The 12,410-nt window shown below is 63.0% G+C and carries 12 protein-coding genes; 2 read left to right on the top strand and 10 right to left on the bottom strand.

Annotated elements, in window-relative coordinates; genetic code table 11:
• Positions 1–61: 61 nt before the first annotated feature.
• From ACESUZ_RS05065 to tmk, 3 genes are read right to left on the bottom strand one after another with little or no spacing between them, the layout of a single operon-like run.
• Entirely contained in the window at positions 62–1,762 is a 1,701-nt protein-coding gene (locus ACESUZ_RS05065) for a PSP1 domain-containing protein (RefSeq protein ID WP_373198818.1), read from the bottom strand.
• Positions 1,753–2,880 (bottom strand): DNA polymerase III subunit, encoded by a 1,128-nt coding sequence (locus ACESUZ_RS05060; RefSeq protein WP_195624873.1) that lies wholly within the window; start codon positions 2,878–2,880, stop codon positions 1,753–1,755. Before ACESUZ_RS05060 ends, ACESUZ_RS05065 begins: the two co-directional genes overlap by 10 nt.
• Position 2,881: 1 nt before the next feature.
• Positions 2,882–3,565: a dTMP kinase gene (gene tmk / locus ACESUZ_RS05055; RefSeq protein WP_373198816.1), complete on the bottom strand. Its 684-nt coding sequence runs from the start codon at positions 3,563–3,565 to the stop codon at positions 2,882–2,884.
• Positions 3,566–3,804: 239 nt separating this feature from the next.
• Here tmk and ACESUZ_RS05050 point away from each other — a divergent pair, with 239 nt between their 5' ends.
• The gene (locus tag ACESUZ_RS05050; protein WP_373198814.1) at positions 3,805–4,788 is read left to right on the top strand and encodes a zinc-ribbon domain-containing protein; all 984 of its coding nucleotides are present in this window, start codon (positions 3,805–3,807) and stop codon (positions 4,786–4,788) included.
• A 151-nt stretch (positions 4,789–4,939) separates the two neighbouring features.
• Here the strand turns inward: ACESUZ_RS05050 and ACESUZ_RS05045 are convergent, their stop codons facing one another.
• From ACESUZ_RS05045 to ACESUZ_RS05015, 7 genes are all read right to left on the bottom strand, one after another.
• Positions 4,940–7,531, bottom strand: a complete 2,592-nt coding sequence (locus ACESUZ_RS05045) for a DNA topoisomerase I (protein ID WP_373198812.1) — start codon at positions 7,529–7,531, stop codon at positions 4,940–4,942.
• A gap of 54 nt (positions 7,532–7,585) precedes the next feature.
• Entirely contained in the window at positions 7,586–8,269 is a 684-nt protein-coding gene (gene hypB / locus ACESUZ_RS05040) for a hydrogenase nickel incorporation protein HypB (RefSeq protein ID WP_117583579.1), read from the bottom strand.
• A gap of 55 nt (positions 8,270–8,324) precedes the next feature.
• On the bottom strand, positions 8,325–8,681 hold the full coding sequence (gene hypA / locus ACESUZ_RS05035; RefSeq protein ID WP_373198810.1) for a hydrogenase maturation nickel metallochaperone HypA: 357 nt from the start codon (positions 8,679–8,681) through the stop codon (positions 8,325–8,327).
• A gap of 6 nt (positions 8,682–8,687) precedes the next feature.
• Positions 8,688–9,479: a twin-arginine translocase subunit TatC gene (tatC, locus tag ACESUZ_RS05030; protein WP_022093860.1), complete on the bottom strand. Its 792-nt coding sequence runs from the start codon at positions 9,477–9,479 to the stop codon at positions 8,688–8,690.
• Positions 9,479–10,078, bottom strand: a complete 600-nt coding sequence (locus ACESUZ_RS05025; RefSeq protein ID WP_373198808.1) for a twin-arginine translocase TatA/TatE family subunit — start codon at positions 10,076–10,078, stop codon at positions 9,479–9,481. Before ACESUZ_RS05025 ends, tatC begins: the two co-directional genes overlap by 1 nt.
• Positions 10,079–10,231: 153 nt before the next feature.
• A complete protein-coding gene (locus ACESUZ_RS05020) occupies positions 10,232–10,546 on the bottom strand; it encodes an STAS domain-containing protein (RefSeq protein WP_373198806.1) in 315 nt (104 codons plus the stop codon).
• Positions 10,547–10,597: 51 nt separating this feature from the next.
• Positions 10,598–11,902, bottom strand: coding sequence for an aspartate aminotransferase type Ic (locus tag ACESUZ_RS05015; protein ID WP_373198805.1), 1,305 nt, complete (start codon positions 11,900–11,902; stop codon positions 10,598–10,600).
• Positions 11,903–12,051: 149 nt separating this feature from the next.
• Here ACESUZ_RS05015 and ACESUZ_RS05010 point away from each other — a divergent pair, with 149 nt between their 5' ends.
• Entirely contained in the window at positions 12,052–12,306 is a 255-nt protein-coding gene (locus tag ACESUZ_RS05010) for a hypothetical protein (RefSeq protein WP_373198803.1), read from the top strand.
• Positions 12,307–12,410 lie beyond the last annotated feature (104 nt).

Here is a 12,410-nt window from a genome sequence, read left to right as displayed (position 1 = left end):
ATTCGGCGCTATGATACCCCGATGCGCTCGGGGCAAGGCGGGCTAAATCCGCTCGCGGGCGTTATTCGCCGGCGGGCGGTTGTGGTGCGGACGAAGACGGGGTCGAGCCCTCGCCACCATCCTGGCGCGGCTTGCGGGAACGGCGACGGCGACGGCGCTTTTGGCCCTGGTCGGCCGAGCCCTCGCCACCGCGATCCTCGCGCGGCTCGCGCTCGTCGCGAGCCGCGCCACGCGAAGCCTTGGCAGCCGCTCCCCCGCCATCTCCGGGACGACGGCGCGTGACCTTGACCTCGCCATCCGAGACCTGATCGGCCACGGAGGGCACTGAGGGCTTCTGTTGCGCGCCCGAGGAATGGCGACGGCGCGGACGCGGCGCGCGCTCCTCCTCGCCACGCGACTTGCCGCCCTTGTCGGCAGGCGCATCGGAACCCGAGGGGCCCTTGGAAGCAGCACCAGCCTCGCGAGCGGCTGCGGCGCGGAAGGCGTCCTCGCGCTCCTCGCTCGACAGATGACGGCGGCGGCGACGTGTGGGGTTCATGCCACCGCCGCGATTCTGCTGCTGGGGCTGCTGAGCCTCGCGCTCGCGGGAAGCGTTCTTGCCTGCGGGAGCGGCCTCGCCGGCATCGCCCGAACCCGAGCGCTTGCGACGACGACGGCCACCGGCGGCCTCCTCGGCCTCGGGTGCCTCGACCTTACCGCGGCCCTTTCCGCGGCCACGGCCCTCGCCCTGGCCCTGACCGGCGCGAGCATCGGATTCGGCATCGCGACGACGGCGCTTGGGCATCGACGTACCGGCCAGACGGTCGGCACTCGACAGGCCATCGCCCACATCGACGCCGTTTTCGCGATCGAGCTCCATGAGCGCCAGGCGCATCTCGGGCGATTCGATGCGCTCGAGCACATCGCGTGTCACGCAATCGGGGCGGCAGTTGCAACCCTGCTCGGCGGCCTTCTTTTTGCAACCCTCCGAGCACGTCATATCGGCTAGGTTGACCTTAAAGACTTTGCCGTTCTCCAGGCGCAGCACCAGCTGCTCACGCGGCGTGTCATACTCCTGAATACGCGCCTTGCCAAGCGGCGTATCGATGAGCGTCTTCTTTTTGGGCGCACGGCTCTTAAAGTCCTTGTACGCCTCGAACTCATAGCGCAGGCAGCACATCAGGCGGCCGCAAACGCCGCTGATCTTGGACGAGTTGAGCGGTAGGTCCTGCTCTTTTGCCATGCGGATCGAGACGGGCTCAAACTGTCCGCCAAAGCGCGTGCAACAGAGCTCCTGGCCGCACTGGGCATAGCCGCCCACCAGGCGGGTCTCGTCGCGCACGCCGATCTGGCGCATGTCGACGCGAATGTGCAGCGTCGAGGACAGATCCTTGACGAGCTGGCGAAAATCGACGCGCTCCTCGGCCGCAAAGTAGAACACGGCCTTCTCGCCGCCAAACAGGTACTCGACGCCCACCGGTTTCATCTCGAGGTCGAGCTCCTTGACCAGGCGGCGGAAGTCGACCATGGCCTCGTCGCCCTGGATGGCCAGGTCGTCGGCAAGCTGCAGGTCGATGTCGCTCGCCACGCGCAGCACGGGCTTAAGCGGCTGACCGATCTCATCTTGCGGCACCTCGAAGGGATCGGCCGTGACCAGGCCGATCTCGGTTCCGCGCTCGGTGGAACAAATGGCATAATCGGCCTCGAGGATATCCAGATCCTGCGGGTCGAACCACAGGTCGCGCGAGGCGTAGGTAAACTTAACGGGTACGACTAACGGCATTTCAGTGCCTTCCTGATATCGAACAGCATGACCTCGATGGCCAGCTGGGGAGTAACGTTTCTGGCGATGTTGCGCTCGGCGGTTGCGACTGCCTCGAGCGCCCGCGTGGCACCCGCAACATTGGTCGCAGCGGCAAGCCGACCGATCGTGTCGCGCACGTCTTCGTTCACCACGTCGGCCGCCTCGTCCTGAAGTGTCAGCAGCACATCGCGCATGAGCGTCCGCGCGCTCGCCAGCGCTTCCATGATACCCGAACGCTCGCGCGCGTTGAGCTCGCGCTTATTGCGGTCCTCAAGCTGCTTCAATGCTCCACGCGACAGGTAGTCGGCGTTTTGCTCGAGCACCTTTTCCTGCGTGGACTTGACCTCGGCGAGCGGCGCCTTAACGGCGACGATGAGCGACTTGGCGCGGCTGAGCACGTCGGCCTCGTCGGCGGCAATGAGTGAGTCGATGGCACGGACCATCTGACGGCGGGCGTCCTGGCGCTCGGCACTCTTAAGGAACTCGATGCCGCGCGTGGGGCTGCCCGCCACGGCGACGGCCATGCGACAACGCGCGATATCCTGACCAGTGGCACGGCTCACGGCGTGCGCGGCGACGGCGGGTGACACCAGCCGAAACGGCACGCACTGGCAGCGGCTCACGATGGTGGGCAACATCACGTCTGCCGAGGTGCCCAGCAAGATAAACATAACGCCCTCGGGCGGCTCCTCGAGTGTTTTGAGCAGTGCGTTGGCGGTGTTGGCGCGCAGCTGCTCGGCACGGTCAATGATGTAGACCTTGGCCTTGGCGCGGATGGGCGCCAGGGGTACGTCGTCGAGTAGCTCGCGCGTCTGGGCGATGAGGTAGCCCGTGGCGCTCTCGGGCGTGTAATAGTGCACGTCGGGGTGCGTATGGCGGGCGACGCGCACGCAGCTATCGCATGAGCCGCAGCCATCCTGCTCGCACAGGAAGGCTTGGGCGAGCGCCCACGCGGCGTCGAGCTTGCCCGCGCCGGGCGCGCCCAAAAACAGGTAGGCGTGCGATGCGCGACCGCTGGCGACGGCATTGGTCAAAAAGTCGCGCACGCGCTCTTGGGTGTCAAGCTTGGCCAGCAGGCTTGTCTGAGCGGGGGCCATGTTACTCGGCCTCCTGGGCAAGCGCTGCGGTGACGGCGTCCTGGGAAATGTCGAGGCCGTAGACGCGAACCTGCTCGACCGTCCGCGCGAAGACGTCCTCGATGGACGCGGTCGCGTCGATGAGCTTTACGCGGTTTGGTTCCTCGGCGGCGATGGCGCAAAATCCCTGGTAGACACGCTCTTGGAAGACCATGCCCTTAGCCTCCATGCGATCTGCCGCGCCACGGGCTGCCATGCGCAGCGCCGCCTGCTCGGGCGTGATGTGATAGACGAGCGTGAGCGCCGGGTGCGTCCCCGCGACGGCCAGGTTGTTGGCATCGCGTACTATCTGGCGATCGAGGCCATCGGCAAACGCCTGATAGCAAGTTGTGGAATCGTAGAAGCGGTCGCACAGGACCACCTTGCCGTCAGCAAGGGCAGGCGCGATGACCTCGTGCACCAGCTGGGCGCGCGCGGCCTCGTAGAGCAACAACTCGCAGGTGTCTCCCATCGCCGTATTGGCGGGGTCGAGCAGCAGAGCACGGATCTTTTCGCTGATGGCGGTACCGCCCGGCTCGCGCAGGCTCACAACCTGGTAGCCAGCGAGTTCGAGCGCGCGGGCAAGCAGGCGCGCCTGCGTGGACTTGCCGGCGCCATCGACGCCCTCGAGCGTGATAAAGCTATGTTGAGCGGGCTCAAAAGCCATGGGCGCAGCCCCTTCCTACAAGGCGCGTAAATGCAGACATATCAACCAAGCCATGATACCCCAGTGCTCGGTGCGTCCCCAATGGCTAAAGGTGCCTTTCCAAAGTTGCGGTGAAATAGGGACTGATTGAAGCTCTGAGACCGCCAAACAGTCCCTATTTCACCGCAACTTATGATGGGGAATTTTGGACGCTGGGTATAATCGTCGTATTGCATTGAAATGTGGCGAAAGGAGTGGCAATGTCTCGGTATTGCGCCTCGTGCGGCAAGCTTCTTGCAGATAATGCCAAGTTCTGCACCTCGTGCGGTGCACCCGTTGAGCAAACAACCGCGAGCGATAGCCAGCCCGCTTTTGAGCAGACCGGCTCCCTTGATACGCCGCAAGCCAAGGCGGACGACCCCCTCGCCTATCGCCCCGACCCCGCCGCAGGCCCCGCGGCCGTCGAGACCACGCAGCGCATACCCGTCGCGAGCGGCTCGCCCCAACAGCAGCCGGCTCCCGCATACGCGCCCGCTTCGCCACAGACCCCCGCTCCCAAAAAGAGCGGCACCGGGCCGCTTATCGCCGTTATCGTTGTGCTGGTGGCGATCATCATCGCCCTGGTCGTTTTCTTTGTGATCAAGCCTTTCGACAACGCCGCCACGCAGACGACTGCCGAGGTAGCTAAGCTGCACCATGACGTCGATGACGATGACCTAAAGCCTCTCGGCGATCCCAACAGCCTGTACGACGATGATGACGATGACGACGAGGATGGCGGCGAAGCAACGCTCTCCGAGCAGAACCTCTACCGCCGACTGAGCGAATACTACGACTTGCTCGAAGACCTCGACAACTACGTCCGTGGCTGCGCGCAGAACTTCAACGGCAGCTATCTGGAAGAGGATCGAACCACCCGTCAAAATCTCGCCGACGTCGCCGAGCGCACGGAGGACACCATCGAGCAGTATTACGACATCGTCGAGGACCTAGACGTCCCGACGAGCTCCAAGAACTACAGCTCCTGGAAAGACATCGTTGCCCTGTACGACGACCTGGATCACCGCATTGACGCAATCTGTGATGCCTGGGAGATCAGCCTGAAATACGCCAAGCCTGCGGACCACAAGAATGAGATCGTGGCGCCGCTGTCGCGCGACAACGTGGCGGGCACCAATGACAATAAGTACCGCCTAGACTTTGAGGAGCGCTATCCCGGCGCCAAGCCTGTCGAGGTGAAGTAATCCCAACAACTGATCAAATCTTGCGGTGAAATAGGGATTAATTAGGCCTTTTGCCAGCAAAAACAGTCCCTATTTCACCGCAACTTAGAAGTGGGGGCGGGCGCGCATTTGCATTTGCGCGCCCGGCCCCGCCGCGTCTATATGTGCTCGGTTACTTGTCGGCGGCCTTCTTGGTGGTCGTCTTTTTTGCGGTCGTCTTCTTGGCGGCAGTTGCTTTCTTAGCCGTGGTCTTCTTTGCCGCCGTCGTCTTCTTTGCCGTGCTCGCCTTGGTCGTGGTCTTGCGGCCGCGGGCCGGCTTTTTCTCCTTGGTCGGGCAGTCCATGTTGACGCAAATACGCCACGGACCGCGCGCCGTGTTGACCACCACGATGGGGGCGCCGCACTCGGGGCAGGTCTCACCCGTCGCCTCGAGCTTACCGCGCGCCGGTAGAGGATAGCTCACGCCGCAGTCATCGTAGTTGGTGCAGCGGATAAAGCGCTTGCCGCTCTTCTCGCTCTTGTGCGCGATCAGGTCGCCATGGCGTCCGGCCTCGGCGCACACCTTGCACTCGCCCACCTTAAGGTCAGGCTCGTAGTTGGTGGGGCACGTGGGGTTCACGCAGATCTCGAAAGCCTTCTGGCGGAACGGCTGGCATTTAATGCGCGGCGCGCCGCACTCGGGGCACACGGCCGCCTCGCCCTCGAGCGGACTCACCTTGACGCCGCTCGGCACCGGATAGGTCACATCGCAGTCGGGCCAGCCCATGCAGCCAATGAAGCTGCCACGGGTCTTGGCGCTCGTCTTCATAACCAGGTCCTTGCCGCACTTGGGGCAGGCGCCCACGCGCGCATCGGCCGTGACGGCGTCGCTGATGGCGTCGCCCAGCTCCTGCGTGTGCTTGAGCAGTTCGTCGAGCACGCCAGCCAGCAGCGCGCGCGAGTGCGTCACGACATGCTCTTCGGTGTCCTCGCCGCGCTCCACACGGGTCATATCGCCATCAAGCTCGCTGGTCATATCGGGGCTCGTGATGCGCGGGGCAAACTGCGACAGTGCATCGATAATGGCGATGCCCAGCTGACTCGGCTCAACGGGATCATTTTTGAGATAGCGCACGGCGTACAGACGCTCGATGATGCTCGCGCGCGTGGACTTGGTACCCAGGCCGCGCTTTTCCATCTCCTGCACGAGCTTGCCCTGGCTGTAGCGCGCGGGCGGCTCGGTCTGCTTGGCCTCGAGCTTAATGTCGAATACGTCGACCGTATCGCCCTGCTCAAGCGGCGGCATCTGCTCGTCGCGTTTAAGGCCATACGGGTAGGCCTCGCGGAAACCCGGGGTCACGAGCACATCGCCCGAAGCCACGAACGGCTCACCGTTCACATCGAGCTCGAGCTTAGTGTTTTCGATGGTCGCGGGACCCATAAGCGTCGCTAGGAAGCGGCGGGCGATGAGGTCGTAGAGCTTGCGCTGGCCGCCGTCGAGCGTGGACGGATCGCCCTCGCCCGTGGGATAGATAGGCGGGTGGTCGGTGGTCTCGACCTTGCCGCGCGTGGGCTTCATGGGGCCGGCGAGGACCTTTTTGCACACGGGCGCCAGCGCCGGGTTGATCTTTGCAAGGTCACTCACCACAGCGCCCAGATCAAGCGTCGCGGGGTATACGGTATTGTCGACACGCGGGTAGCTGATGAGGCCCGCCATGTAGAGGGACTCGGCGATGCGCATGGTACGCGCAGGCGAGATACCCTCAGCTGCGGCGGCAGCCTGCAGCGAGGTGGTCGCAAACGGCGTGGGCGGCTGCTGCTTGCGCGAGCGCTTGGTCACCGCGGCGACGGTTGCCGTCTTGGCACCGTCAACGTGACCGTACGCCGTCTCAGCAGCATCCTTGTCGGTAAAGCGCGCCGTCTTGTGCGCGATCTTAAAGCGATCGTCCTCGGCAGCGCCTTGCGCGGCGCCCATGCCGCGAATCTGCCAATAGTCCTCGGGCACAAACGCCATGCGCTCGCGTTCGCGCTCGACCACCAGGGCAAGCGTCGGCGTCTGCACGCGGCCGGCGGAACGCACGTTGCCAAAGCCGCCAAACTTGGCGAGCGTCAGGTAGCGCGTGAGCACCGCACCCCAAATGAGGTCGATGTGCTGACGGCTCTCGCCGGCGTCGGCCAGGTTCTGGTCGAGCGAGACAAGGTTATCGAAGGCCTGCGTGATCTCGGCCTTGGTAAACGAAGAATACTGGGCGCGGGCGACCGGCAAGTCGGGCGCCACCTCGCGCACCTTGTTGAGGGCGTCCGAACCGATCAGCTCGCCCTCGCGATCGAAGTCCGTGGCGATGATGACGCTGTCGGACTTTTTGGCGAGGTTCTTAAGCGAGCGAATGAGCTCTTTCTCAGCCGGCAACTTAATGACGGGCGCCCAGGTGAGGTAAGGCAGACTCTCGAGCTTCCAGCCCTTAATGGAGATGCCATCGGCAAGGAACGGCTTACGCTTGGTGTCGTAAGGCGGACGCGCCAGGCCATCGGGCATGTCGGCCGGCAGTATCTCGCCGTCCTCGGTGACCGAATACCAGCCCAGCTTTTTATCGAACAGCACGCTGTCGCAAAAATCAGGCGCAAGGATGTGACCGGCAAGGCCGATCGTCACGCACTCCTCGCCCTTCCACTCAAAGCGGTAGATGGCGGTGTTGTACACCTTGTCCTTTTTGGGTTTGCCCGTGGACAGACGCTCGGCGATCTGACGCGCGGCGTCATTTTTCTCGGCGATGATGAGCTTCAAAAGAGGCTCCTATCTCGTGTCTCTGCGGCTACGCCCGCCCGTATGGCGGCCGATTTACGCCCTTGCTTGCTCGATCTGCCCGATGAGCCAATCGCACCAGGCATCCATGCCCTCGCCCTTGCGCGCGCTCACGGCAAACCGCGGCGCCTGCGGATTGAGGTCATCGAGTGTCTTAGTATACCTATCCATGTCAAAATCGAAAGCCGGAGCCACGTCAACCTTGTTGAGCAGCTGTGCGCCGGCGTGCTGGAAGATGCCCGGGTACTTGATAGGCTTGTCGTCGCCCTCGGGCACCGAGAGAATCATGATGGACAGGTTCTCGCCCAGGTCAAAGTCGACCGGGCAGACCAGGTTGCCCACATTTTCGATAAAGATGACGTCGATGTTTTCCAGACCCACAGCCTGGTCGAACGCGTCGACGGCCTCCATGATCATGTTGCCCTCGAGGTGGCACAGGCCCCCCGTGTTGATCTGGATGGCAGGCATGCCGGCTTCCTTCATGGTGATGGCGTCGACGTCCGAGGCGATGTCGCCCTCGATGACGGCGCAGCGCAGGCCCGCCTTGTCACGCAGGCGCTCGTTGGTGCCCAGGATCGTGGTGGTCTTGCCCGAGCCAGGGCTCGACAAGACGTTGATCACATAGGTGCCTGCCTCATTAAATCGCTGACGCAGCTGATCTGCCAGGCGCTCGTTGCGCGACAGAATCGGCGACGCGATATCAATCGTTTTCTCAGCCATACTCAGCGCTCCTTACTTTTGCCCCTTTATACCCCGTCCCCAGGTGGCTGATGGGCTAATCGTCGGGGGTTTCGATTTCGATACTTGCGATGTCGAGTTCGCGGCCGTGCAGCAGGCGCACGTTGGCACCACCACACTGGGGACAGCGGCAATGGAAACGGTCGTGTTCAAAGACCTCACCGCAGTCCAGACACTCGCTTTGTGGATGGACTTCCTCTACGGCAAGCTCGCAGCCGCGCGTGAGCAGGTCCTCGTCGCGAAACGTCTCCCAGGCAAAGTCAAGCGCCTCGCGCACGACCTCGGTCATATCCCCGATACGAAGTGTTACCAAAACGGCGCGAGAGGCCCCCGCCCCACGCGCCGCGCGAATCACTGTATCGAGTATGCCGTTGACAATGCCAACCTCGTGCATACCGATTTACTCCTCGTCGTCCTCATCGTCCGAGAACAGGTCCAGACGGCTCACAAACAAGCCCTCCTTGCCCTCGCGCGCGGTAATGACCACGCGGGCAATGGCGAGCGAAATCTCGTAGAGCGAGAGCAGGGCACCATACATGAGGCCCAGCGTAACGGGCGAGCCGTCGGGCGTAATCACAGCCGAGCCCACAAGCAGGCCCACGTACACGTAGCGCCAGGCGCCGCGGAAGGCCGCGTAGGACACGATGTGGAAGACGGACAGGTAGAAGATGATGAGCGGCAGCTCAAACGCCACACCAAAGCCGATCATAAAGAGCAGCTCCATGTTGACGTAGTTCTCCAGGTCGGGCAGCGCGGTTGCGACGGCAGAGGTCTCGCCGATGAGCCACTCAAAGCCTGCCGGGATAATGATGAAGTAGCAAAAGATTGCGCCCAGGAAGAACAGCACCGTCGAGGCGAGCACCGTAGGCACAACCCACTTGCGCTCGTTGGGACGCAGTGCCGGCAGGAAAAATGCCAGAATCTGCCAGATGATCATGGGCGTGCACATGACCACGGCCATCTTGATGGCCAGCGAGAAGCGCAGGCCAAAGCCGCCGAGCGTGGTGGTGATGTAGAACTTACCGTCCGGCACAAAGGAGCGGATGGGGTCTTCCAGGATGTCGAGCACCACGGGCGTGGCGAAATACAGCACGATGGCGGCGGCAAACACCGACACGACCACGATAGTCAGGCGGCGACGGAGCTCTCCCAGGTGATCGAAGAGCGGCATGCGCGCAGGTCCGATAGGCATTACTCATCGCCTCCCTTCGAGGCGTCGGCGGTGGCAGCCTCGGCAACGGCCTCGTCCTCGGCCTCGAGCTCGCGAGCGAGCTGGTCGACGACGGCCTTGCGCTTGCGGGGACGACGGGCGTAGAGGTCAGCCGTCGTGGGCTCTGCCGGCTCGGGCTCGGACTCCGGCTCTGCAGCAGGCTCGGGCTCGACGACAGGCTCGGCGGCAGCGGCAGGCTCGGCGCCCTCGGCCTCGGACTCCTCAGCAGCACCCTCGCCCTCGGCGGCAGCCTCGCTCGCAGCCTTCTCGGCAGCAAGACGGGCGCGACGCTCGGCAAAGGTCTCCTTCTTGGCGGGCGCTGCCGTCTCGGCGGCATCCTTGTCCGCATCGGAATCGTCATCGACGGCAGCCTTCTTGGGCTTGACCGGGGCCGACGCGGCCTCGCTCACCGGATCGATTATCTCGGACTGAACAACGGCCGTCATCTTCTCCTGCGTCTCGCGGAACTGACGGATGGCACGGCCGATCGTGCGGCCCATCTGTGGGAGCTTATCCGGGCCAAACAGCAAAAAGCCGAAGACCACGATGATCGCGAGCTCACCCTCTCCAATACCAAACACACATACCTCCAAGGCTCGATGTGAGTCGAGCCCGCACCGCGCCATTCGGCCGGAACTCGTCTATTCATTCGGTCAAGTATAGCGCCCGGACGCCAAAACGTCCGAGCGCATCACAAACATATGCCAAACGGCACGCCCTTTTGGGGGCAAAGATTATGCAGCGGTGATCGAAATCTCCTGGTCGACACCCAACAGCTGAACCACGCGCATTACCGGGGGCTGCACATTGGTGCAGCTAAAACGCTTGCCGTGGTCGACCGCGTGGTGCGCGGCGCCCACAAGCACGCCAATGCCCGTCGAATCGATGTAGCTCACCTGGGCAAAATCGAGCTCAACGGCCTCAGCGGGCTGCTCGAGCGCCAGGTCGATGGCATTACGCAGGCTATCGGCGTTAGAGATATCGATCTCGCCGGTTACCTTAATGGTGTAGAGCTCTGGCGTGGGGTTGGTGGAAATACCCAAATCCATGTATATGCTCCTTTACGTATCGAAGGTGCGGATAGTACGGGAAGCCGCGCGTTAGGCGCGCTCGGCACGCGCAAGCTCGGCAGCGACGAGCTTGACGGCCAGCACCAGCACATCGAGCGCGGCCTCCAGGTCCTCGACCGTGGGATAGCTCGGCGCGATGCGGATGTTGGTGTCGCGCGGATCCTTGCCATAGGGCCAGGTGGCACCGGCCGGCGTGAGCTTAACGCCCAGGTCTGCGCAAAGCGCGGCGACCTTTTGAGCCGAGCCCTCGGGACCATCGAAGCTTACAAAGTAGCCGCCGCGGGGGTGCGTCCAGGTGGCGCAGCCCGTGTCGCCCAAGCCCTCGGTGAGCTTGCGCTCGACAGCCTCAAAGCGCGGGCGCAGGAACTCGGCATGCTTTTTCATGTGCTCCTTGACCGCCTCGATGGTGGGAAGGAAGCGCACGTGACGCAGCTGGTTGAGCTTGTCGGCACTGATGAGGCCGGCCTTCAGGCGCTTGGAGAACTCCGCGATAACCGCGGGGCTCGCACCGATAAAGCCGATACCGGCACCCGGGAAGGTGATCTTGGACGTCGAGGCGAATGCCACCACGCGGTCCTCGGTGCCCGCCGCGCGGGCAAGATCAAAGATGTTGGCGAGCTCGTCGGTCTCGTCGTACAGGTCGTGCACGCAGTAGGCGTTGTCCCAGAAGATGCGGAAATCGGGCGCGGCCGTGTGCATCTCGACCAGGCGGCGCACGGTGTCCTCGCTAAAGGTGATACCCGTGGGGTTGGAATACTTGGGCACGCACCAGATGCCCTTGATGGAATCGTCGGCGGCGACGAGGCGCTCGACCTCGTCCATGTCGGGGCCGTTGTCGGTCATCGCGACGGGGACGTTCTCGATACCCAGATCGGCGGTGATGCCAAAGTGGCGGTCGTAGCCGGGAACGGGACACAGGAACTTGACCTTCTTGCCGTCGTGCGCGGCCTCGTAAGCCTCCCAGGGCTCGCTGCCGCACGAGCCGCAGCGCCAGAACATGCCGGCGATGTCGTGCTCGATCAGCAGGCTCGACGAGCCCAGCACGAGCGTCTGCTCGGCGGGGCAACCCAGGAACTCCCCCGCTAGCTTGCGTGCCGAGGGAATGCCCTCAAAGCAGCCGTAGTTGGAACAGTCGACATTGCCGTCGTGCAGATCGGCATCGGCATTGAGGATATCGAGCATGGGTCGAGAGATGTCCACCTGGGAGGGCGACGGCTTGCCGCGGGCCATGTCGAGCGCCAGGCCCTTGGCCTTGACCTCGGCGACCTCGGCTTTGAGCGCCTCGATGGCGGCATCGAGTTCGGTGGTTTCCATCTTCTGGTAGATCGTCTGCATGGGTGCGACCTTTCACGAAGCGGTACGTTGCAATTCTTCTAAGTATAGACCGCCACCGTCGCAACGTTATGAAGCCGTGATAGATTAAGTCCATCGCAATGAATTACGAATCGCCGCGCATGCCGGCGTGAGGCACCCAAGGAGGCACTATGGAGTACGGATCGTTCCAGGCCGAGGAATTCGGCGACCTGCAGCGCCTGGTCGACGGATTGTTTTACGACCGCCACGTCATCGACCGCCTGGATCTGATCGTACAGGCCGAAATCTTGGACCTGGCGCCCGATCTCATGGAGATCGTCAACCTGCTACCGCCCGGCTATTACGACCGCCAGTCACTTTGCGACCAGCTCAACTCCGCCTTGGCCGCCCACGGCTGGGGCGCCATCTACGGCACCGTGGAATAAACCTAGTCATTGGGGCCTGTGGTCAAAAAATAGCAAATATGAGTACTGTTACTTTTTTAGTAACAGCGATTTTGAATTAAAAAGGCCAGTCTTGGCCTTTTGTG

Source organism: Collinsella aerofaciens ATCC 25986 (assembly GCF_964239575.1).
GTDB lineage: Bacteria > Actinomycetota > Coriobacteriia > Coriobacteriales > Coriobacteriaceae > Collinsella > Collinsella aerofaciens_BQ.
Note: the sequence above shows the minus strand (reverse complement) of the source record. Positions and strands in the feature narration are given on the sequence as shown.

Bases quoted from the DNA above. Each gene is read 5' to 3' on its own strand.
- ACESUZ_RS05065 (WP_373198818.1), bottom strand. From the start codon at position 1,762: ATGCCGTTAGTCGTACCCGTTAAGTTTACCTACGCCTCGCGCGACCTG.
- ACESUZ_RS05060 (WP_195624873.1), bottom strand. From the start codon at position 2,880: ATGGCCCCCGCTCAGACAAGCCTGCTGGCCAAGCTTGACACCCAAGAG.
- tmk (WP_373198816.1), bottom strand. From the start codon at position 3,565: ATGGCTTTTGAGCCCGCTCAACATAGCTTTATCACGCTCGAGGGCGTC.
- ACESUZ_RS05050 (WP_373198814.1), top strand. From the start codon at position 3,805: ATGTCTCGGTATTGCGCCTCGTGCGGCAAGCTTCTTGCAGATAATGCC.
- hypB (WP_117583579.1), bottom strand. From the start codon at position 8,269: ATGGCTGAGAAAACGATTGATATCGCGTCGCCGATTCTGTCGCGCAAC.
- hypA (WP_373198810.1), bottom strand. From the start codon at position 8,681: ATGCACGAGGTTGGCATTGTCAACGGCATACTCGATACAGTGATTCGC.
- tatC (WP_022093860.1), bottom strand. From the start codon at position 9,479: ATGCCTATCGGACCTGCGCGCATGCCGCTCTTCGATCACCTGGGAGAG.
- ACESUZ_RS05020 (WP_373198806.1), bottom strand. From the start codon at position 10,546: ATGGATTTGGGTATTTCCACCAACCCCACGCCAGAGCTCTACACCATT.
- ACESUZ_RS05015 (WP_373198805.1), bottom strand. From the start codon at position 11,902: ATGCAGACGATCTACCAGAAGATGGAAACCACCGAACTCGATGCCGCC.
- ACESUZ_RS05010 (WP_373198803.1), top strand. From the start codon at position 12,052: ATGGAGTACGGATCGTTCCAGGCCGAGGAATTCGGCGACCTGCAGCGC.